The organism is Psychrobacillus sp. NPDC093200 (assembly GCF_050280345.1).
Lineage (GTDB): Bacteria > Bacillota > Bacilli > Bacillales_A > Planococcaceae > Psychrobacillus > Psychrobacillus faecigallinarum.
In genome coordinates this window covers 42,842-64,304 of record NZ_JBNNVC010000001.1, presented here as the reverse complement: position 1 = coordinate 64,304, position 21,463 = coordinate 42,842, and the positions used below count along the sequence as shown (strand labels likewise).

Genomic DNA, 21,463 nt, shown 5'->3' with positions numbered 1-21,463 from the left:
AATCCAAAAACGAGTAAAAATTCACAGCCCTCTTCAAGTAGCCTAACCAAATTTGAAAAGCATTTGCTTTCATACTAAAAAAAGAGAAGGAAAACTCCTTCTCTTTTTTATTTATGGGCAATATGAACTTTTAGAAGTTTACCCTTTATCGTTGTATTTCTCATCTTTTTCAAAACAAGAGGACCTTTTCCATTTAGGATTTCAACGTAGGAAACATTATCTTGAATAGTAATAATACCTATATCATCCGCAGAAATGCCTTCAATTTTAGCTATTGTTCCAACAAAATCTACTGCACGGATTTTCTTCTTCTTCCCGCCATTGAAATATAACTTAGTAATATTAGCGTTCAGCTGCTCGCCCTTCGACTTTTTAAATTCAGGCTGCTCCTGCATTTTCAAATCAAATGCCGCGCGATTCTGAGCTACTGCTTCTGCCTTCATTTCACTTCCACTAGGAATTTCAAAGCCAACAAACGCTTCTATTTCTTTCACAAATTTATCTTCATGAGGAGTTGCTAGCATAATGGATTTTCCACTTCTGCCTGCTCGTCCTGTTCGACCTGTCCGGTGAACATAGCTTTCTTGCTCTAATGGCACATCATAATGTACTACATGGGTAATATCTTCAATATCTATACCTCGGGCTGCAACATCCGTAGCTATCAAATAACGGAACTCTCCTCTTCGGAAATCGTCCATTACCTCAAAACGATCCTCCTGCATCATGCCTCCGTGAATCTTATCTGCTGTATAACCTTTTTGATCCAGTGCATCTACCAGCTGATCTACGCGCTCTTTCGTACGGCAAAAGATAATACAGCTATCAGGATTTTCTACGATAGTTAATTTTTCTAAAAATGCTAACTTCTGATCATCCTTTACAACATATTTTACGTGTTCAATTTTAGGGGCGTCTTCTTCACCTGCGTCTATTTCTATTGATACTGCATCATTCATATATTTGCCGCTTAACGTTTTTATTTCTTGTGACAAAGTAGCAGAAAATAGCATTGTAGTTCGTTTTTTAGGAAGTAGCTTTATAATAGATTCCACTTGATCTAGGAAGCCCATATTTAACATTTCGTCTGCTTCATCGATAACTAAGTATTCTATCTTGGACACATCCAATGTTCCTTTTTCCATGTGGTCAAGCACTCGACCTGGTGTACCTACAACAATATGTGTTTTTTGTTTTAATGCCAGCTTTTGTTTTGCAAAAGGCGATTTTCCATATAACGCTAATCCTTTAATTCGCTTATAGCGACCGATATTCGTAATATCCTCTTGAACCTGTACTGCAAGCTCTCTTGTTGGAGTTAACACTAATGCCTGAGGCTTATTTTCTTCCCAGTCCACTAACTCACATAAAGGTGTAGCGAAAGCTGCCGTTTTACCACTACCGGTTTTGGATTTCACTAGAATATCTTGCTTTGACAACGCTACTGGTATCACCTTCTGTTGTACCTCGGTTGGTTCTATATATCCTAATTGTTCTATAGCTTGCAATATTTTATCATCTAACTTAAATTCTTTAAAATGCATCATGCATTATCTCCTCTATATGAAATCTTTTTTATCTTGCCATCTATCTCTATCATGAACAAATTCGTTATTCTCAAACCCTTGGATCTATACGTTATATCTAAATAGGTTATATTTCTAATACTTCCCCAAAACTTCTCCTTAAATTCTAAAGTGAGTTCGACAGCTTTCGCAAGGAAACTCTTTTTAATAATCTTAATCTACAATTTTCATCATAGAACTGTGGTATAATTACCATATCGCTCTGTGAGTGAAAATAATTGAAAAGAGGCAGATACATGAGTTTCCAACGACAACCTAAGGACGTTTCACCTTTCGTGGCAGCACGGAAAATTGATGAGAAGATCTCTTTTACACGTAATGATGTTGAAGTACAAGGTACTATTTTTAAAATTTTAGAGCAATCTGTTATTGTCGAAATATCTATGGAGGATGCGAAGAAAATTAATGTTCCTTCCAACCTTACAGTAGTATCTCATAAAAATTATACGGTGCTATAACGAAGTATTTCTTCCAGAAAAGCTTGACCATATTTGTCTCGCTTATTAGCACCTACTCCATGTACATCTAATAATTCATCTTCGGTTTGCGGACGCTTTACACACATGTCTTGTAATGTTTTATCAGAAAATATAACAAACGGTGGAACACCAGCTTCGTCCGCAATTTTTTTCCGAAGTACCCTTAAACCTTCAAATAATGGGTCATTCTTAGCGATTTGCTTTGTGACCGCCACTCCCTTACGAGTTATCTTTCTCTTTCCTAACAACACATCTTTTCCTGCATCTGATATATAAATTGTCGGCATACTACCCTGCTTTACTAATAGTAATCCTTCCGCAATCATAAACTCCATAAGCCCTAAAACTTCTTTAGAGGATTTATTCTTTAAAATCCCATAAGTAGATAGCTTAGCAAACCCAAAATCTACCACTTTTTTGTTTTGAGAACCAGTTAATACCTGAGCGATAATCGTCTTACCAAATTTTTGTCCCATCCTTACCACACAAGATAGAACCATCTGTACTTCCTTTGTTACATCCTGCACTTCTCTGGAATCCGTACAATTTCCACATTGACCACAAGGTTCTCCATTTGGCTCACCGAAATATTGGACAATGTACTGCTGTAAGCAACTTTCTGTATGACAGTAGTCTACCATTCCTTGTAGCTTTTCTAGCTCTTGTGGAATTCGTTCACGGTCCAAAGCCTGATCTATTAAGAATCGTTGAGTTTGTACATCTTGAGATGCATATAACACGACACATTCACTTGCGAGCCCATCACGCCCAGCTCTTCCAGCCTCTTGGTAATAACTTTCCATGTTTTTTGGGAGCTGATAGTGAATGACGTATCTGACATTGGACTTGTCAATTCCCATTCCAAAAGCATTTGTAGCCACCATAACTTGTGCCTCGTCTGTTAGAAATCGCTCCTGCTCCTTATTTCTAAATGCCTCAGGCAATCCAGCATGGTATTTAGCTGCTTGTACCCCTGACTTGTTTAATAAATCATACAGCAAATCTACGGTTTTTCTTGTTGCTGCATAAATAATACCAACTTCGTGCGCATTCTTTTTAATGAAATCCTTCAGAAATTTATTCTTGTCTTGTCCAAGTACAACAGAGAACGAAAGATTGGAACGAGCAAATCCAGTGATAACCGTATTGCCGTCATTAATTTGTAGTAAACGACAAATGTCGTCTCGTACAGCTGGTGTTGCTGTCGCTGTTAGTGCTAGTACAACAGGGGGGTCTGTAAATACGTCCTTTAACCGATGGATAGCACGGTAGCTAGGTCGAAAATCATGTCCCCATTGCGAGATACAGTGAGCCTCATCAACTGCTATTAATGGCACCTTCACTTTTTTTAATTGGTTTAAAAAACTTTGAGACTCCAAACGCTCTGGTGCAATATATAGCATTCTATATTGGCCATTCAAAACCTCTTCCATCGTTTCTCTGACTTCTTCTGCCGTCAATGTACTATTGATAAAAGTTGCTGGTATCCCAGCCTGCAACAATGTGTCGACCTGATCCTTCATCAGAGAGATTAGAGGAGAGATTACTATCGTTGTACCATCTAATAATAGGGACGGAATTTGATAGCAAAGAGACTTTCCGCCTCCTGTTGGCATTACGCATAGGCTCGACTTGCCATCCATTACATAGTTTATAATAGTCTCTTGTCCTTCTCGAAAAGAGTCATACCCATAATATTCCTGTAGTAGTTGTGTTGCATTTTCTAGCATGCTGGTCGCTCCTATCTAGTGAAGTAAAAAGGGAAACAGATTATTTTCCGCTTCCCTTCTTTTTATTCCCTGTATTAGTTTGATTTGTTTGGGGTTTTGGATCAACTTTGTCGATGTCTGGTTTTAAGAGGATATACCCTAAGAGAGAGGACACAATAGCTGCACCAAGTGCGATAAGGATCTTATTTATAATAGTCACTTCATTATATTCTTCTTGAGATAAAATAATCGATGCCAATACAGCCACAATTACCATGATCGGTATGATAACTTTTGATTTTTTCAAAGCGAACTTCCTTTCCGACATATAGTTTAGTATACCATAAAATCATAGGGAGAATGTGAGTACATGGGTGAAATATGGAATGAGTTTGTTATCTTCTTGAAATGAGCCAATTAAAGTTATATAAGATATGCCACGTATTTTGTACCTACTCGACAAGCTCTCCTACAACTCATTCATTGTCTCGTATAAGCACTTATCGTCTTCTTCTCCATAAACTCCTTAAGCTCCACACCAAATACCCCATTCCTTTTTAAATCTAGTTTCTTATGTGATAATAGAGAAAACACATTTTAAGGATGAATTTGATGAGAAATGAAATAGATATAAAAGTAAAAGAGTTGTTAGCAAATGATTTACAGAAGGGCGTCCCTGTTTTATTGAAGGATGGCTTTCATGAAATAGATTCGCTAGTAGAGGGCACAATCTTAAAGCTGCGTAATCCCGGTGGAAAATTTATCGGGAAAGGCTACGTCGGAAAGCAAAATAAAGGGATTGGCTGGTTACTTACCAAAAATGAAGCCGAAGCAATTGATACTGACTTCTTCCTAAAGAAAATCACCAATGCTTTGAAGCATCGGGATGATTATTTTAATAGCGATGATACAACTGCTTTCCGCATCTTTAATGGGGAAGGAGATGGAATCGGCGGTTTAACTATTGATTATTTTGATGGTTTTTATTTAATCAGCTGGTACAGCCAGGGGATTTTTGCGTTTAAGGAGCTAATTTTAGAAGCATTGGAATCTGCTGTCCCTTCCTACAAAGGAATTTATGAAAAGAAACGATTTGATACTAAGGGACAATATTTAGAGGACGACGATTTTGTCAAAGGCAATCGAGGAGAATTCCCTCTCCTAGTAAAAGAAAATGGGGAAAATTTTGCAATATACTTGAACGACGGTGCGATGGTCGGAGTCTTTCTAGATCAAAGGGAAGTCCGAAAAAAAATTCGTGATGAGTATGCCAAAGGAAAAAATGTTCTTAATACATTCTCTTATACTGGTGCATTTTCTGTTTTTGCTGCAGCTGGTGGTGCTAAGAAAACTACTAGCGTCGATTTAGCTAAGCGTAGTTTGAGCAAAACAACTGAGCAATTTGAGGTAAATGGAATTGACGTTGAGAAGCAGGATATCATCGTCATGGATGTCTTTGATTATTTCAAGTACGCGAAGCGCAAGGAGCTATCCTTTGATATGGTCATTTTAGATCCCCCTAGCTTTGCACGTTCGAAAAAGTATACATTCAGCTCTGCCAAAGATTATACAAAATTATTGAAGGATGCAATTGCTATTACTGAAAAAAATGGTGTAATAGTTGCCTCCACGAACAATGCAACCTTTGGAATGAAAAAATTTAAAAGCTTTGTAGAAAAAGCTTTTAAAGAAAGCAGTCAAAAGTACGTAATTGAGGAAGAATTCTCTTTACCAAATGATTTCCGTACTTCCCCACTTTTTAAAGAGGGTAACTATTTAAAAGTACTTTTCATACGAGCTATATAAGAAAAGTGTAAGCGGCTGTTTCTGCCCCGACAAGCAAATGAGGAAATGCGAGGAGGCAGCTCCTCAGCCACCGCAGTAGTTCCTCATTTGACCTCGAGGGGCAAGCCGCTGAAACTGGACAATAAGAAAAGGGTAAGCGGCTGTTCTGCACCGACAAGCAAATGCGGAAATACGAGGAGGCAGCTCCTCAGCCACCGCAGTAGTTCCTCATTTGACCTCGAGGGGCAAGTCGATGGAACTGGACAATAAGAAAAGTGTAAGCGGCTGTTTCTGCCCCGACAAGCAAATGGAGGCATTTCTTCATTCGATGCAAATATCCTTGGTTGCGCTGAACCGGACAAGTAAGTAAAGGGGCAATGTTTTATCATTACTGCAAGGTTCAGGGTGTTCTCTGCAAGGGTTAAGTAAATTTGTGCAAGGTTCTAACCCTTTTCCGCAAGGTTTTGGACCATTTGTGCAAGGTTTAACCCATTTCCCGCAAGGTTTACAATGCGCTCGATAAGCTACTTTATTTGGCGCTCCAAGCAAATATAAAAGGGATGGTCGTGATTCAAGTCACGGCCATCCCTTTTTTTAGATTAAGCTCTTTACCACTTTAGATGTTGTAGCGCCATCTGCTTTTCCTGCTAGTAATGGTTTAGCAATTTTCATTGCATCTCCCATGTTCATTCCCTTAGTAACTCCAGCTTCTGTTAGAGCTGCAGCAATTTCTTCCTCACTTAATTGTTTAGGCAAGAAGCTCTTGAGTAATACCAGCTTTGCTTCCTCTTTTTCGATTAAATCTTCACGTCCTGCATCTTTTGCGCCATCCAATGCTTGGTTTGTTTGTTTTACTTCACGGTTTACTACCGCTACTTCCTCTTCTGGAGTTAAAGAGGATCCTTTTTCTTTTTCTGCTTTATCTAGAGCTGCCTTTAAAAGGGTTAATACTCCCTTAGAAAGCACATCTTTATCACGCATCGCTTGTTTCAATTGATCAAATACTGCTGTTTTTAACATTTTAATACTTCCCTTCTACTTTACATCTCATTTATTTTATTATAGTCCACCTCTTCTTCTGCTGTAAAATTTAGTTGCATTTAATATATAAGCAAAGTATTATATAAGCGATTACTTATATACAAAAGGAGAAATATCATATGACACAGGAAATAGAACGAGCAGCGAATATATTCAAGCTGTTGGGTGATAAAACACGACTCAGCATGATTAAGATGCTTGAATCTCAAGATTATTGTGTTTGTGAATTTGTGGAGATATTCAAAACTAGCCAGCCTGCCATTAGTCAGCACATAAAAAAATTAAGGGATGCCGAGTTAGTTCGAGAGTCTAGACGGGGCCAATGGATTATCTATTCACTAAATAGAGATAATGAACTCTTTTCGCTTGTGAAGAGCATTCTTGCACATCTGCCGAATCAAGACTTTAACCTGAAGCAGCTAGAGGAACAAGGACGACGTATTTCATGCAAGTAATTATTGGAGGTTTATAGATTGTCACCACTTATTTTAGCAACGATTATTTTTATCGTCACACTTATCTTTGTCATTTGGCAGCCGAGGGGCTTGAATATTGGTTGGTCTGCCTGCGCAGGAGCAATTGTGGCATTGTTAGTTGGGGTCGTCGGATTTAATGATGTCCTAGAAGTTATAGATATCACCTGGAATGCGACCCTTTCCTTTATTGCCATTATCCTTATATCTTTAATCTTGGATGAGATTGGACTTTTTGAATGGGCTGCTCTTCATATGGCTAGAGCAGCAAAAAGCAACGGTATTAAAATGTTTGTCTATGTCAGTCTCCTAGGTGCAATAGTAGCAGCTTTCTTTGCTAATGATGGAGCTGCTCTAATCCTTACGCCAATTGTATTGGCAATGGTTCGTAATTTGAATTTTTCGGAGAAAATGATATTCCCCTTTATCATGGCAAGTGGTTTTATAGCAGATACGACTTCTTTACCGTTTGTCGTTAGTAATCTGGTAAACATTGTTTCTGCTGATTTCTTTGGCATTGGTTTTATAGAATACGCTTCTCGAATGATTCTACCGAATATATTTTCTTTAGCTGCAACTATCCTTGTATTGTTGTTTTATTTTAGAAAAAGTATTCCAAGAACGTATGATTTAACGAAGTTAAAAGAGCCTAAAGAAGCTATAAAAGATAAGAAAATGTTTCGTCTATCCTGGTTTGTGCTTTCTATTTTATTAGTTGGTTACTTTACAAGCGAATTTATAGGACTTCCAGTTTCATTTGTAGCAGGTTTGGTTGCAATATTTTTTATTGTTATGGCAAGAAAAAGTACGGTTGTGGATACTCGAGCTGTAGTAAAAGGAGCACCCTGGAATATTGTCTTTTTCTCTATTGGTATGTATGTAGTCGTTTATGGCCTTGGAAATGCTGGTTTGACACATGCTTTGGCAAAGATTATTGAGGGCGCAGCAGAACACGGATTATTTACTGCAACGATGTCTATGGGCTTCATTGCTGCATTCTTATCATCAATCATGAACAATATGCCTACTGTAATGGTCGATGCCTTAGCTATAGCCGAGACGAATACTACGGGCACGATTAGGGAGGCACTTATATATGCCAATGTAATAGGTTCCGACTTAGGTCCTAAAATTACACCTATCGGATCACTCGCAACCCTTGTTTGGCTTCATGTTCTTTCACAAAAAGGCGTTAAGATTTCTTGGGGAGTATATTTTAAAACAGGTCTTATCTTAACAATTCCTATATTATTCATTACACTCTTAGGATTATATTTGTCCTTAATAGCCTACTAAAACTAAAGGAGTAGATCTAATATGACCAACAAAATAATTTACTTTTTGTGTACGGGTAATTCCTGTAGAAGTCAAATGGCAGAGGGCTGGGCTAAACACTATTTAAGCAAAGACTGGACAGTAAAAAGCGCTGGAATTGAAGCTCATGGTCTTAATCCCAACGCTATAAAAGCCATGAAAGAGGCTGGCATTGATATTTCTAACCACACTTCGGATATTATTGATGAGGAAACACTTCATCAAGCAGAACTAGTTGTCACTCTATGTGGAGATGCTGCAGATAAATGCCCCGTCACACCTCCTCACGTAAAGAGAGTGCATTGGGGGTTTGATGATCCTGCCAAAGCAGATGGCTCTGAAGCACAAAAATGGAGCACCTTCCAGCGAATTCGTGATGAAATTGGAGAAAGAATTAAGCACTTTAGCGAATACGGAAAGTAAATATAACTTCGATCATAAAAAGCTCGGAGTTATACAGAAAATATTTGCATCTTACAAATAACTAGCATATGCTATATTCAGAGGTGAAACACATGGATAATAAACGAGAGCTTTTTCAAATACTTACACGTAGATTTGGATTATTAAATAAAAATTGCTGTACAATAGGGGCTGTGGACGTTTCCACCATACAAAGCCATATTCTCTATGAAATCGATAAACAGCCAGAAAGGTCCATGCAACAAATTGCTGAAGCTCTTGCAGTAGATATCACCACCTTTAGTAGACAAATTCAAACATTAGTTAAGATGGAATTAGTAAAGAAAACACCATCACATACGGACAAAAGAGTTTTTCTACTTTCTTTAACAACTCAAGGCAAGTTCGTCGCTACAACTATAGACCAATCGATGAATGACTATTTAGAAGAAGTATTTTCCCATATGAATGATTTTGAAAAAGAAACTGTCATACGCTCGATTCAATTATTGAATCAGGCGATGGCCAAATCAACTGTTTGTTGTACCCCACTACTTTAAGCAAGTGAAAGCTTGCTTAAAAAAATAGTAATTACTTGCAATTTACAAATAATATATTGGAGGTTATTTAAATGAATCAAATACAATTAAAGCCTATTAGCACTGGATGCTGTTGTTCTCCTTCTGAAAAAGTTGAACCGAGCAAAGATTTACCTATTGCCATTATTGGTGCTGGACCAATTGGTTTAGCTGCTGCTGCTCATTTGGTAAATGCAGGAGAACGTTTCATAATTCTTGAGTCAGGTCAAAATGTTGGCCACCATATTACTTCTTGGGGGCATGTTCGTTTATTTTCCCCATGGCAATATAACGTGGATAAAGTTGCGAAGAAATTGTTGGAGAAACAGGGGTGGATTGCTCCAAATCCTGAGGAACTTCCTCTAGGTCAAGAACTGGTTAGCAATTATTTAGAGCCTTTAGCTAGTCTCCCAGAAATAAAGAGCTATCTTTTCCTTAATACGAGAGTATTATCTATTAGCAAAAAGGGATTAGATAAAATGAAGACTGCTAATCGATCAGATGCCCCCTTCATACTTTACACGAAGCAAGGCGGACTATCGAATAGAATCGAAGCGAGAGCTGTTATTGATGCAACTGGAACTTGGTCCAATCCAAATCCCATTAATGCAGACAATATATGGACTAATACGGAAAAAGATTTAAAAGATCATATATATTATGGAATTCCTCATATTCTTGGATCAGCTTTACAAAAATACAAAGGAAAACGAGTAGCGGTTGTTGGTGGTGGTCATTCGGCTATCAATACAATTCTAGAGCTCGCTCAGTTAAAAGAGGATGTGAAAATCACATGGATTATGAGAAAGAAAAATGTAGAATCTGCATATGGAGGAGAGGAAAAGGACGCACTTGCAGCTCGAGGGGAATTAGGAAGTAAAATTCACCAGTTAATCGATTCAGGCAAGATTCAAGTATTTACACCATTCCACATCCACCAGCTTATCAAGACAGAGAAAGGTATTGAGATTGGTGGAGAATTCGCGAGCAAAGAGATGGTTCTCCCACCTGTCGATGAAATAATTGCTAATACAGGTAGTCGTCCAGACCTTTCCATGACAAGAGAGATTCGATTAAGCATTGATACTGCTACCGAGAGCGTAGAGGCTCTGGCTCCGTTAATCGACCCTAATCTTCATAGCTGTGGAACAGTTCGTCCTCATGGAGAAGAAGAATTACGACAGCCTGAAAAGGGATATTACATTGTTGGTATGAAAAGCTATGGTCGAGCACCTACATTTCTAATGGCTACAGGATATGAGCAAGTGCGCTCTATCGTAGCATATCTGACGGGAGATTTGGTTTCTGCCAAAAATGTTGAGTTAGATTTGCCAGAAACCGGTGTTTGTAGTGTGAATTTGAATGACCCAGCATCTACTTGTTGCTAGGAAAAGCGTGTAGGCTCTATAGTTTTTCTAATATAGAATCAAGAAGCTATACTAAACTTCACAAAAATATATCTCTTTAAAAAAATCCCGAGAACTTATGTCTCGGGATTTTACGTATATTTAAACTTCCGCTTGTACTTCTACAACGGTTTCTTCAACTTCCGAACGAGACATTTTTTCTTGTCCATTCTTTAGTGCTTTTAATGTTTTATGAGCTAATGCAAGAGGTAGCTTGCAGAATAATAGGATGCTTTTGCGATTAATGCTTTTAATATATTCATCCGCTTTAGCTAGGTTGCCCTCAGCATATTCAAACATATCTGCTCGTGTCCATCCTTCTGGGAAAAACTGAACCCCGCGCTCACTATCCTCTTCCTTATTACGTAAAATATTTACCGCCTGTAGGCCTCGACCATAAGCAATTGCTAAATCACGGTCTGTTTCAATGTCAGCATTCCATTTCCATAGGTCAGAAAGCATTACACCAACAAGCCCAGCTACATAGTACGTATACTCGTCCAAGTCTTCTTTTGTTTTTACTTGCCATTCCTTCTTTGTCCACTTTGCCATTCCTTCTGCCATTTCAGCAGTATAGGTCTTAACAGTCTCTACTAGATCTTTCGGACAAATTTCAAGCCAATCTCCCAGTCTTAAGGAAACTGCTGGCAGAGTTTCTTGATATGGAGCTACAAGCATTTCATATTCTTTTTTATCAAAATCATTTACCAGCATTTTGCTAGTTTCTAATAGTAAACGCTGTTTTGCTTGTGAATCTAATGTTTCATGGTCTTCAATCTCGTCAATTGCACGCATACAGAGATACGCAGAGGCAACCGCCTTTTTTAGAGTAGGTTCTAAAAAAGTAATTGGTATATAAAAGGTTCTGCTTGTTTTCTTCAGCATATCCATTGCTTCTTTTTGTAATGTTGCTACTTCACGCACAACTAGGCCTCCATTTCACAATCTACTCTATCCTCTATTGTATCGGATTTTCACAAAAAGATAAAACGACTCCTTACAGTTGTCGTAAATCTGTTACAACTTCGCTTGTATAATATTGTTCGCTTTCCACAAATCTAATTAGTTTGGAAGCAACTTCCTCCGCACTACTTAACTGACCGGTATTCTTATATTCCTTGAAACGATCTACTAATGGAAACTCACTTTCCGTGGATTCCCGAATTCTACCTTGCATATTTGTATCAATAATTCCTGGAGCAATCGAAACCAATTTCACTCCATTAGATTTGCTTGCCTCCTCCAGCTGAACTGCTTCAGTAAATCGATCTAGACCAGCCTTCCCAGCACAATAGCTGCTCCACCCCTCATATCCCTTACGGCCCGCGCCAGAAGAGATTTGCATAACCTTCTTTGGAATTTCTTTTTGTTCTGTCATCTTTATAAATGTTCCCGTCAAAATCATAGGCGCAGTTAAGTTTACTGCAATACTTTTTGCCACTAAATTGTTATCTATATCTCCCGCTGTCCCGATAGGTTCAATTGTTCCTGCGTTATTGATAAGTGTTATAGTCGTTGCACCCTCTATGACTTCATTCATCAACTCTTCCATAGTTTCCGCTATTTTTTCAGTTTTAGCTAAATCTAATATGAAGTGATGATAATTAGAATGCTCAAATTTACTTTCTCCTCTAGCAATCCCATATACCACTTTATTGTTGTCTAGTAATTGCTTTACTAACTCTTGTCCAATACCGTTAGTTGATCCCGTTACGATAAATACATCCATTTCATTTCCCCCTTCAATTGCTATTACTATTAGCATATCTTTCCTTTTAGCTACTTTCAATTATGTTTATGTACAAGTTTGGAGAAAATAAAAAAAGACCTCGAAAATATTTTTCTAGGTCTAGTCAGAATCACCAGCAAGCTTTCATTAAATAAAGTCCATTAACAAGCTATTAAACCTTTCTCTTTCCTCCCAGAAGGGACCATGACCACTGTAGTAAAACGGCAACAATTGTGAGTTTGAAATTTGCTGATGAATTTCCTCAGCTTGAGAAAAAGGGATAACCCTATCATGGATGCCATGTACAATAATCGTTGGTGAAACTATTTGGCGTAGATCCTGTTGAACATTTTCATCTCTAAGTAACTCGATGACTGCTGCTGTAGACCACCCAGCTGCTTGCAATCCCATGTGAAAGAACCAATCACAAAACTCCTCCGTAGCATATTGAAAAAAGAAACTATCCGTTACTTCTCGCATCATCTTAGGTCGATCATTCAATGCTAAATGTAAAAAATGGTCAGCTGTGTCTTTTGTAAAACCTGTTGGTGCTGCAGAATCCACTAAAACAAGATGAGTAACACCTTTTCCATTGTGCCTAGACATATAGCGTATAGCTATTGCCCCTCCTGTTGAATGACCTACTAGTGCAAAATCATCTAATTGAAGTGCATCCACTATTGCTAGAATATCATCCGCCAGCCTATCATACGTGTACCCGTCTATTGGTTTATCAGACTGGCCAAATCCTCTCCAATCCAGACCTATACAGCGATACCCCATATGTGGGAGCACATCAAACTGATACTCAAACTGCTTGTGACTTAACGGCCAGCCATGAACAAACAAGATGGTTTTTGAGCCGGTAGGATTTATGTCTTCCACATATAAATTCACACCTGGTTCTACGTTTACAAAATACCCTATACTACTTCCTCCATTGTTCAATTGATTTTCATTAGCGTATTCATCTCATTAGACATGAGTTACTTTTGACATAAAAAGTCCCATTCTAGCCTTGGGAGGGCATAGAATGGGCGCAGCTATTAAGAGTAAGTCACTCTCTATTCAGTTATTCAATACCTTCTATCGTTACTTCCTTCACTGGCAAGAATAACTCTCCAGTTTCTAAGTACTTCACCTGTACCTTGTCGCCTACTTCCATATAAACAACGAATGGCGCCATTTCTGAAGAGACAATGTAATTTATTTTATTGTCTAGCAAGAACGATACTTGCGTGAAGTCTCCCACACGTTCTTTAAATACACGTACTACTGTGCCAGAGACTGATTTTTCCTCAGCGCTTGAACTGCCATCTACTGTACTTCCTCCACGCTGAATTGCTGTTTTATAGAGTTTTAATGCCTCATTCGGTGTATTACCATATACCGATATTTCTGGGTTAGCGGCTGAGACGATAAAGTAATTCTGTAAGAATCCGTTTGAATCCAGTACTGGTGTTAGCCAGCTTGCCTCTCCGTAGAAATTATACAGAACTGGCATTTCACCGGACCATTTCTTTTCAATAAATTTCTTTTCAATAATTTGAAGTGCCCCTTGCGAGTCCATATAGGAATCCTCAAGGTTTCCAGTGTAGTAGGTCGCTTTGCCTGTTCGCCCGTCCGTCAAGGAATAGCCAAGCATAGAATCTACACCTTCTTTTGGACTCGTAAAGTCTGTAAAATAATACATTTCTCCATTTTCAGTGAAGATTGGGCTGACGTTTGCCTCTGTTCCCTCATCTGAAGGTAGCCTCACGTCCTTTTTACCAATCAAGCTATTGATAAACCCATGTACATATTTTCCGTAATAGCTATTTTGTAAGCTAACCGTCTCTGGTGACACCGCACCATCGATAAATTCTGGGACATCTGCAAGCGCAAACGATTCTGTTTGGCCTGTTGAAGGGTCTACAACGACAATACCTTCTACATCAAAACCGTTACGAGCTGTGATGAATTTACCATATGATCGAATATAATATGGCTTACCATCTTCATCAATTTCTAATTGTGCTTCTCCATAAAAGATTTTATTCGGATGCTTCATACGCATATGTCTTTCCAAGTTTTTATGAAGATATGATGATGGTGTATAAGTCATGTCTGCTTTTACAAATTTCGGATTATCCGCCGAATCGGTTGCACTCATTGTAAAATACCCTGGAGTAACATCCCCATTCCACCACTTGAAGAATCCTGAAAATTCTACGGGTGCAATATAAACGTACTTGCCATCTACTTTTTGAATTTGTAAATTACCCAATTCATAATAGCTTGTGTTTGGCACTTGCCCAAATGCCTTCTTCATTTTATTACGAGCAAACTTAGGAGGAACACTAGCTGGTGTCTTTGTTTCATCGAATGCTTCGATTTCCACTTGTTCATCCATTTTCGCTACTTCGTACTTTTTATCAGCATTCCAAACTGGAGCTGAAAGCATATAAATCGTTAGAGCTAAGCTACCTAGTAAAAGAACTCCTTTTACCTTTTGTTCTACGCCTCTTGCCAAAAATGTTCCTGCAAAAGTTATAATCACTAGCCATGGCCATAAGGCAGTCCAGTTTCTATCCAAATTGGTTACATAGTATATAATTGCAACTACAACGAATGTTAGGATTGTTAGTAAAGCAATTGAAGAAACTTTATCTTTTCGATCGCCGCCGAGTGGGACTACTAATAATGCAGTAACAATTGCGACTACGGCTGAAATAATAAATACATAAGCCATTTATCCATCCTTCTTTCTTTTATTCATACTTCTTTATACGGTCGTAAGAAGAAATAGTTTCAAGCTTTTCGTTATATTGATTTTTGAAAGTAGCCATAAGAGCTGATAAATTGCCGCCATTTTACCGTTTCTATACGTTCTTCATACGATTTTCATAGCTATTTTTTCTCATATAGGATTTTCTTTAAAACAAAAATACCCTATAAGATGACCTTTTTTCAAAGTGTCTATCTTATAGGGTACCTTTTGTTGAGATTCAAAAAATTATTTTAATTCATTTAAGATTTCATCTAATTTCTCTGTTTCTGTTGTTACACCGTTGCTTGAGAAGTACCAGTTAACACCGTCTAGGTATACGATTTTGCCTTCTTTGTAAGCACGAGTTTGTTTGATAATATCATTTTCGATGTCTGCTTTAATTGTTTCTACATCAGAAGCAGTACGATCAATAATTAGTAATACTTCTGGGTCAACAGAAAGGATTGACTCGTAAGAGAAATCAGAACCGTGTGATGAAGCTTCAATATCAGTAGTCGCTGGTTTAAAGCCAAAGTCATTATATACGTAAGCAAAACGAGAATCTGCCCCGTTATCGAAACCAGAGATTTTCTTATCGTTGTACATTGCTACTAATGCGTTTTCATAACCTGCTGCTTTTTCTTTCACAGCATCTACTTTCTCTTGTAACGCTGCTTTTAATTCTTTAGCTTCTGTTTCTTTATCAAAGATTTGAGCTGCTAAGTCAACTGTTTCATTTACAGCATCAATATAGTTTTGGTTATCAGAACCGATGAATACTACGTTCGGTGTGATTTCTTTCAATTCTTCATAGAATGGAGATTGACGACCAGAGATAAAAATAACATCTGGTTCAGCAGCTGCTACTGCTTCAAAGTCAATTTGTTTTAATGTACCAACATCAGCAACACCGTCAACAACATATTTTTCTTTTAAGTGCGGAGGGATGTTACCTTTACCACCGCCAGCTGCGATTCCTACGATACCTTCCACACCTAAAGCATCAAGTGTATCTAAGAAACCATAGTCCAATGTGATAATACGTTCAGGCATTTTTTCTAATGTAACATCTTCAAATGTGATTGTTGTACCTTTTTCTTCATCTTCACGTGAAGCAGTTAAGGAAGATACTGTCATTGGGAATGCAGAAGTTTCCGCAACCTCATTTTCTGCAACAGGTGTTTCTTTATCAGTAGATTCTCCAGCTGATGATTCGTCATCTGAGTTACATGCTCCCAGCATTAATGTTAAAGCTGCTAACGCAGTTAAAAATTTCCATTTCTTCATCTTTTACTTCCTCCTAGAAATACTATCTTTAATTGAAAATGATTATCATTTTCATTCGTCTGTAATCAGTTTAAATGAAACGCACAAAATTTGTCAACTCATTTTTGTAATTAATTCTCATTCTCATTTAAACCGCATTAAATACGTGCATAAGTGACTAGACTCATGCACGCATATTGAATCTTCTACCTATTAGAGATAAAACATTTTGCTGAAAATTAATGGGAATTGAAGTATACGCAAATACGGCAACCATCTTGCACTTGTACAGGAATATCCATATCATATACATCACGTAAAGCTTCCGAGTTAATAATCTCATGCGTTGGACCATCCTTTACAAGACGGCCATCCTTTAATGCTACGATGCGATCAGAGTATACAGAAGCAAAGTTAATGTCATGTAATACAATGACTACAGTTTTCCCTAAATCATCTACAAGCTTGCGTAAAATTTTCATAATTTGTACAGAATGTTTCATATCTAGATTATTTAAGGGCTCATCTAATAAAATATATTCTGTATCCTGAGCAATAACCATTGAAATAAATGCACGCTGCTTTTGACCACCCGATAACTCATCTAAAAAATTATCTTGCATTTCGGTTAAGTTCATATATTCCAGTGCTTGGTCGACCAATTTTTCATCCTCTGCATTTAGTCGCCCCTTGGAATACGGATAGCGACCAAAGGAAACAAGCTCGCGAACAGTTAAACGGATATTTAAGTGGTTTGCCTGTTTTAAAATAGCTACTCGCTTTGCAAAAGTATCTGACTTCATTTTCTTTACGTCCGTTTGATCTAAAAATACTTCCCCTGTATCAGCATCTAATAGTCGGCTCACCATTGATAACAAGGTGGATTTACCAGCACCATTTGGGCCAATAAAAGAAGTGATAGCCTTTGGTTGAATTTTTAATGTTACATTTTCAACGACCGTTTTTTTCCCAAAGCTTTTAGAAAGCTCTTTAATTTCAATCATTCTGCTTTCCTACTTTCCTTTAGTAATAAGTAAATAAAGTAAATCCCACCGACAAAGTTAATTATTACACTAATGGTTGTATTCAAATGGAATATATGCTGCACGAGAAATTGTCCTCCGACAAGCGCTATAATACTAATCAAGCTCGCCCCAACAATTAATACAGAATGTTTATAGGTGTCTAAATATTGATACGCTACATTCGCTACAATTAAACCTAAGAATGTGACAGGTCCAACTAACGCTGTTGAAGTAGCTATTAACACAGAAGATAATATTAAAACTTGTAGTACGATTCTGTCATAGTTAACACCTAGATTGATGGCATTATCTCGACCTAATGATACAACATTCAAATCTCTCAACAATCGAGAACCATACAAAAATGCCAGCCCCAGTATAACTATTGCAATAAGTAACAATTCTGTTTTCACATTCATAAAGCTTGCAAACAATCGAGCTTGTAGACTTTCATACTCTACAGGATCAATAATAACTTGCATGAATGTTACTAGACTTCCTAACAAGGTTCCAATAATCATACCCGCTAACAATAGAAGGAAAATTGGATATTTATCTGCTCGGAATAAAAAACGATATAAGATTAAAGCGAAAATTACCATCGCAATAATAGATACACTAAAGTTTAAGTAACGGCTTACGACGAAAACAGAAGCTGAACCTGCTGTAAAGTATATTACCGTTTGCACTACTTGATACATAGAGTCAATACCCATTACTGAAGGTGTTAATAAACGGTTATGTGTTACAGTCTGGAATATAACCGTCGCATATGCAATTGCCGTTCCAGTAATAACCATCGCAGCTAAACGCTCTAAACGCTTTGGAAAGGCATAACTGAAACCACCCTGAATATTATAAAATGCAAACAACGCCATAAATATTAATGCAATAACAGCTAAAATAATTAGCTTGGTACTATTTTTTCGCATATGCTTTCCCCCTAAACAACATAATTAAGAAGATCGCACTGCCAATTACGGCGACTGTTGTATTTACCGGAATTTCGTATGGATGGACAATTAAACGGCTTATAATATCACATGCGAGTAAGAATGCAGCACCCATGAAAATAGTATGCGGTATTGTCTTGCGTAAATTATCTCCCAGATACAAAGAAACAAGGTTAGGAACGATTAAACCTAAGAATGGGATAATACCTACTGTTAAAACAACCGTTGTAGAAATTATCGCTACAATAACAAGACCTATATTTAACACTGTACGATAACTTAGACCTAAGTTTTTTGCAAAATCCTCACCCATACCAGCTACAGTGAATTTATTTGCATAAATATAAGCAATAATAATCGCTGGTACAGCTACGTATAGTAATTCATAGCGCCCAGAGACAACTAATGTAAAGCTCCCTAAAAAGAATGATTCAACGTTTTGTAAAACATCTGCTTCATATCCTAAGAATGTTGAGATGGCCCCAATGATATTACCGTACATAATACCGATTAAAGGTACGAAAATAACATCCTTAAATTTAATACGCTCAAGCAATTGCATAAAGATAAAAGTTCCAATTAGAGCAAATGTAAAACTAAAGAAAATCTGTCCCATATAAGACATATTGGTAAAGAATATCATCGAAACTATAACACCTAGTTTTGCTGCATCAAGTGTACCAGCCGTTGTCGGTGATACGAATTTGTTTCGGCTTAAGCTTTGCATAATTAAGCCCGCAATACCCATTCCTGCACCAGCTAATATAATTGCCATTAAGCGTGGCAATCGACTCATTAAAAAGATTTGGGTCTTTTGGGAGTCCCAATCAAGCAGATCACTCGGTTTAATATCAATGGCTCCTATAAATAGCGAAATAAAGGATAGGATAATAGTTGCTACTACTAATATCCATAATCTCATTTGTAATCCCCATAAAAAATTATTTTTCTCAATTTTATTGATAACGATTATCATTATTGAGTCGTCTTTCATTATAAACAACGAATATAGTAAAATCAACCTGTTCTACTCGATAACACTATTAATTTTCACTATTCTTTGTACTCTAAAATTATGAGAATTTATAATAAGATATGGAAGAAGGGCAACTCGACTCGCGCTTACTTTCCCTATCAGGCGAATATAAAAAAACTGCCCATTTTTATTAGGCAGTTGTATTACTTATTAACTTTTTGCAGTAGCATTTAATTACTTATTAAAATTCTATCATCCTGTTTCAAATGTAAATCTTATAAGCTTCTCCAAGGTTGCGATTCTTCAGCGGAACCCCTTTGCTCGTTCATCATTTGGGACTTCATCCATTACCCTGAGCCCCCAAACTTACAACTTATTATTTGAAATGTATACTTCTACATACTAACTTCCTCTAGACATATAGTCTTTTTCTTTTTAACCTCAAAGCCCCTCTTCCAGCTGATCGTCACCATAAAGGCAGACACGACCAATACGCCACTTAGAACATAGAAACACATGACGATTAGACCTGAAGAAACCATTCCAGTAAAAAGGGCTAGCAATAAAATTCTAATGAGTAAACCAATGGAACGAAACAAACTATCAACCCTACCAATGATTTCGTTTGGAATTTGATCCATCAGGAAGGAATTCCTCGCAACCCGAGCTCCACTGTTTCCAATCGCTAAAAACAACATTAATGTTAAGTAAATAGGTAGTTCAACAAAGACTATCATGGAAATCGCAACCGTATAAATAAGCACTCCTAAAATGATTGTCTTCTCATTTCCTAGTTTTTGCGCCAGAATAGGAACAACAATACCTGCTAGCACTGCACCAGCAGCATATATCATCCCCTCTAAACCATATACACTTGCATCCGCGTCTAACACTTCAACTAGATAAACAGGAAACAAATAGTTTGTTAGCATGACCCCTATAAAAGGCATAAAAGAAAATACTAAAAAGACAAACATGGTTGGACGAGCCAACATATAAACTAAGCCTTCCCACGTTTTACCTTTCTCCACCTTTTCTGCCTTCGATCGTTTCGCTCTTGTGTAAGGTAGCTTAACATAAAAGTATATCGCTGCTCCGTACGTCAATACATCTAATAATAAAATATAATGTAAATCCCATTTCATCAGTAAAATACTCGCCACTCCCCCAGCAATCATACTAGAAAGCTGGCCCTGTACCTCCATTGTTCCATTTAAAGACTTATACTGATCCTTATGGAAAGTTTCCTGATTCATCGCAAACATGGTTGGATAAAAAATGGTGTAATATAGACTACCTATCATATAAATTAGTGTATAGTGCCAGATTTCATAGGATAAACCTAAAAATCCAATAGAGGCAAAAAACAATAATACAACTAAACAAACCACTTCGCTGATTAAAAGTAATTTTTTTCTGGACATTCTATCCACTAAAGAACCTACAAAGGGCGTAATTATAAAACTTATGATAGTCATAGAAATTGTAATGTACCCAAACACAGCGTTGCCATCGTCACTCGTCACTAGCATCCAAGGAATTGCAATCATCGTTATTCCTGAGCCAATTGAGGAAGCTATATTAGCAAATATAATTAGCCAAAATCGAGAATCCTGATATAAAGTTTTCATCGTCAAACACCCCTTAAAATATTCTTACTATTTTAAATATAAGGGAATCGAAGTATCGCGCATTCAGTCAAAGGTCTTGAATGGTTCTCATACATTTGACTGAAGAAAAGAGAGGGTGTAGCTCTTCATCCAACACAATACTCCTGTTTGTGACAAGGCTGCACAGGAACTTCATAAAAAATTTGAAAAATTTTCTAATAAAAAAAATCATTTTTACCTTAATGGGTCGTAATCCCAGTAGATAAAAATGATGTATTTGCCTTACATATTATTTTAAGACCTCAAGTGAGATAAAACCTTTTGGTTACTTCAAAACTATTTAGGGAGCTTTGCGGATAAGAGACTCCCTAATGAATTTTCA

General features: G+C 37.4%; 20 protein-coding genes. 7 read left to right on the top strand and 13 right to left on the bottom strand.

The genetic code is table 11. From position 1 onward, the window contains the following. Positions 1-107: 107 nt before the first annotated feature. On the bottom strand, positions 108-1,547 hold the full coding sequence (locus ACQKNZ_RS00325; protein WP_144538324.1) for a DEAD/DEAH box helicase: 1,440 nt from the start codon (positions 1,545-1,547) through the stop codon (positions 108-110). Between the two features lie 275 nt (positions 1,548-1,822). Between ACQKNZ_RS00325 and ACQKNZ_RS00320 the strand changes: the two genes are divergently transcribed. Further along, positions 1,823-2,044, top strand: coding sequence for a DUF2187 family protein (locus tag ACQKNZ_RS00320; RefSeq protein WP_144538323.1), 222 nt, complete (start codon positions 1,823-1,825; stop codon positions 2,042-2,044). On the opposite strand, the gene recQ is transcribed toward ACQKNZ_RS00320, so the two are convergent. Together recQ and ACQKNZ_RS00310 are read right to left on the bottom strand one after the other, a co-directional pair. Further along, positions 2,029-3,795 carry a DNA helicase RecQ gene (gene recQ, locus ACQKNZ_RS00315; RefSeq protein ID WP_427657409.1) on the bottom strand — a complete coding sequence of 589 codons (1,767 nt, stop codon included), beginning with the start codon at positions 3,793-3,795 and terminating at the stop codon, positions 2,029-2,031. The genes ACQKNZ_RS00320 and recQ overlap by 16 nt on opposite strands. 40 nt (positions 3,796-3,835) lie before the next feature. Further along, on the bottom strand, positions 3,836-4,081 hold the full coding sequence (locus ACQKNZ_RS00310) for a hypothetical protein (protein WP_144538321.1): 246 nt from the start codon (positions 4,079-4,081) through the stop codon (positions 3,836-3,838). Between the two features lie 305 nt (positions 4,082-4,386). Here ACQKNZ_RS00310 and ACQKNZ_RS00305 point away from each other — a divergent pair, with 305 nt between their 5' ends. Continuing rightward, entirely contained in the window at positions 4,387-5,580 is a 1,194-nt protein-coding gene (locus tag ACQKNZ_RS00305; protein WP_427657407.1) for a class I SAM-dependent rRNA methyltransferase, read from the top strand. A 573-nt stretch (positions 5,581-6,153) separates the two neighbouring features. Here the strand turns inward: ACQKNZ_RS00305 and ACQKNZ_RS00300 are convergent. Further along, entirely contained in the window at positions 6,154-6,579 is a 426-nt protein-coding gene (locus ACQKNZ_RS00300) for a GatB/YqeY domain-containing protein (RefSeq protein ID WP_144538319.1), read from the bottom strand. Between the two features lie 140 nt (positions 6,580-6,719). Here ACQKNZ_RS00300 and ACQKNZ_RS00295 point away from each other — a divergent pair, with 140 nt between their 5' ends. The 5 genes from ACQKNZ_RS00295 (at position 6,720) to ACQKNZ_RS00275 (ending at position 10,755) form a co-directional block, all read left to right on the top strand. Then, complete coding sequence (locus ACQKNZ_RS00295; RefSeq protein ID WP_340862350.1) at positions 6,720-7,055, top strand: metalloregulator ArsR/SmtB family transcription factor; 336 nt, start codon at positions 6,720-6,722, stop codon at positions 7,053-7,055. Positions 7,056-7,073: 18 nt separating this feature from the next. Then, positions 7,074-8,369, top strand: a complete 1,296-nt coding sequence (locus tag ACQKNZ_RS00290; protein ID WP_427657405.1) for an arsenic transporter — start codon at positions 7,074-7,076, stop codon at positions 8,367-8,369. A gap of 21 nt (positions 8,370-8,390) precedes the next feature. Continuing rightward, positions 8,391-8,810 carry an arsenate reductase (thioredoxin) gene (gene arsC / locus ACQKNZ_RS00285; protein ID WP_427657403.1) on the top strand — a complete coding sequence of 140 codons (420 nt, stop codon included), beginning with the start codon at positions 8,391-8,393 and terminating at the stop codon, positions 8,808-8,810. A 92-nt stretch (positions 8,811-8,902) separates the two neighbouring features. Continuing rightward, entirely contained in the window at positions 8,903-9,349 is a 447-nt protein-coding gene (locus ACQKNZ_RS00280; RefSeq protein WP_144538315.1) for a MarR family transcriptional regulator, read from the top strand. A 71-nt stretch (positions 9,350-9,420) separates the two neighbouring features. Then, on the top strand, positions 9,421-10,755 hold the full coding sequence (locus ACQKNZ_RS00275; protein ID WP_427657400.1) for an NAD(P)-binding domain-containing protein: 1,335 nt from the start codon (positions 9,421-9,423) through the stop codon (positions 10,753-10,755). Positions 10,756-10,875: 120 nt separating this feature from the next. On the opposite strand, the gene ACQKNZ_RS00270 is transcribed toward ACQKNZ_RS00275, so the two are convergent. The 9 genes from ACQKNZ_RS00270 to ACQKNZ_RS00230 form a co-directional block, all read right to left on the bottom strand. Beyond that, a complete protein-coding gene (locus ACQKNZ_RS00270) occupies positions 10,876-11,697 on the bottom strand; it encodes a squalene/phytoene synthase family protein (protein ID WP_225321611.1) in 822 nt (273 codons plus the stop codon). 73 nt (positions 11,698-11,770) lie between these two features. Next, positions 11,771-12,502, bottom strand: coding sequence for an SDR family NAD(P)-dependent oxidoreductase (locus ACQKNZ_RS00265; RefSeq protein WP_191697312.1), 732 nt, complete (start codon positions 12,500-12,502; stop codon positions 11,771-11,773). Positions 12,503-12,649: 147 nt separating this feature from the next. Next, positions 12,650-13,429: an alpha/beta hydrolase gene (locus tag ACQKNZ_RS00260; RefSeq protein WP_340863945.1), complete on the bottom strand. Its 780-nt coding sequence runs from the start codon at positions 13,427-13,429 to the stop codon at positions 12,650-12,652. Positions 13,430-13,574: 145 nt separating this feature from the next. Further along, positions 13,575-15,233 (bottom strand): hypothetical protein, encoded by a 1,659-nt coding sequence (locus ACQKNZ_RS00255; RefSeq protein ID WP_427657398.1) that lies wholly within the window; start codon positions 15,231-15,233, stop codon positions 13,575-13,577. Between the two features lie 264 nt (positions 15,234-15,497). Beyond that, entirely contained in the window at positions 15,498-16,538 is a 1,041-nt protein-coding gene (locus ACQKNZ_RS00250) for a siderophore ABC transporter substrate-binding protein (protein WP_151111742.1), read from the bottom strand. A gap of 218 nt (positions 16,539-16,756) precedes the next feature. Beyond that, positions 16,757-17,521, bottom strand: a complete 765-nt coding sequence (locus ACQKNZ_RS00245) for an ABC transporter ATP-binding protein (RefSeq protein ID WP_154311929.1) — start codon at positions 17,519-17,521, stop codon at positions 16,757-16,759. Beyond that, the gene (locus ACQKNZ_RS00240) at positions 17,518-18,474 is read right to left on the bottom strand and encodes an iron chelate uptake ABC transporter family permease subunit (RefSeq protein ID WP_144538309.1); all 957 of its coding nucleotides are present in this window, start codon (positions 18,472-18,474) and stop codon (positions 17,518-17,520) included. The genes ACQKNZ_RS00245 and ACQKNZ_RS00240 overlap by 4 nt, the downstream gene beginning before the upstream one ends. Further along, complete coding sequence (locus ACQKNZ_RS00235; RefSeq protein ID WP_144538308.1) at positions 18,461-19,417, bottom strand: ABC transporter permease; 957 nt, start codon at positions 19,415-19,417, stop codon at positions 18,461-18,463. Before ACQKNZ_RS00235 ends, ACQKNZ_RS00240 begins: the two co-directional genes overlap by 14 nt. Before the next feature lie 449 nt (positions 19,418-19,866). Continuing rightward, the gene (locus ACQKNZ_RS00230; RefSeq protein ID WP_427657394.1) at positions 19,867-21,102 is read right to left on the bottom strand and encodes an MFS transporter; all 1,236 of its coding nucleotides are present in this window, start codon (positions 21,100-21,102) and stop codon (positions 19,867-19,869) included. Between the last annotated feature and the right edge of the window lie 361 nt (positions 21,103-21,463).

Bases quoted from the DNA above. Each gene is read 5' to 3' on its own strand.
- ACQKNZ_RS00325 (WP_144538324.1), bottom strand. From the start codon at position 1,547: ATGATGCATTTTAAAGAATTTAAGTTAGATGATAAAATATTGCAAGCT.
- ACQKNZ_RS00305 (WP_427657407.1), top strand. From the start codon at position 4,387: ATGAGAAATGAAATAGATATAAAAGTAAAAGAGTTGTTAGCAAATGAT.
- ACQKNZ_RS00240 (WP_144538309.1), bottom strand. From the start codon at position 18,474: ATGCGAAAAAATAGTACCAAGCTAATTATTTTAGCTGTTATTGCATTA.
- ACQKNZ_RS00235 (WP_144538308.1), bottom strand. From the start codon at position 19,417: ATGAGATTATGGATATTAGTAGTAGCAACTATTATCCTATCCTTTATT.
- ACQKNZ_RS00275 (WP_427657400.1), top strand. From the start codon at position 9,421: ATGAATCAAATACAATTAAAGCCTATTAGCACTGGATGCTGTTGTTCT.
- arsC (WP_427657403.1), top strand. From the start codon at position 8,391: ATGACCAACAAAATAATTTACTTTTTGTGTACGGGTAATTCCTGTAGA.
- ACQKNZ_RS00255 (WP_427657398.1), bottom strand. From the start codon at position 15,233: ATGGCTTATGTATTTATTATTTCAGCCGTAGTCGCAATTGTTACTGCA.
- ACQKNZ_RS00295 (WP_340862350.1), top strand. From the start codon at position 6,720: ATGACACAGGAAATAGAACGAGCAGCGAATATATTCAAGCTGTTGGGT.
- recQ (WP_427657409.1), bottom strand. From the start codon at position 3,795: ATGCTAGAAAATGCAACACAACTACTACAGGAATATTATGGGTATGAC.
- ACQKNZ_RS00280 (WP_144538315.1), top strand. From the start codon at position 8,903: ATGGATAATAAACGAGAGCTTTTTCAAATACTTACACGTAGATTTGGA.
- ACQKNZ_RS00245 (WP_154311929.1), bottom strand. From the start codon at position 17,521: ATGATTGAAATTAAAGAGCTTTCTAAAAGCTTTGGGAAAAAAACGGTC.
- ACQKNZ_RS00250 (WP_151111742.1), bottom strand. From the start codon at position 16,538: ATGAAGAAATGGAAATTTTTAACTGCGTTAGCAGCTTTAACATTAATG.
- ACQKNZ_RS00300 (WP_144538319.1), bottom strand. From the start codon at position 6,579: ATGTTAAAAACAGCAGTATTTGATCAATTGAAACAAGCGATGCGTGAT.
- ACQKNZ_RS00230 (WP_427657394.1), bottom strand. From the start codon at position 21,102: ATGAAAACTTTATATCAGGATTCTCGATTTTGGCTAATTATATTTGCT.
- ACQKNZ_RS00320 (WP_144538323.1), top strand. From the start codon at position 1,823: ATGAGTTTCCAACGACAACCTAAGGACGTTTCACCTTTCGTGGCAGCA.
- ACQKNZ_RS00265 (WP_191697312.1), bottom strand. From the start codon at position 12,502: ATGGATGTATTTATCGTAACGGGATCAACTAACGGTATTGGACAAGAG.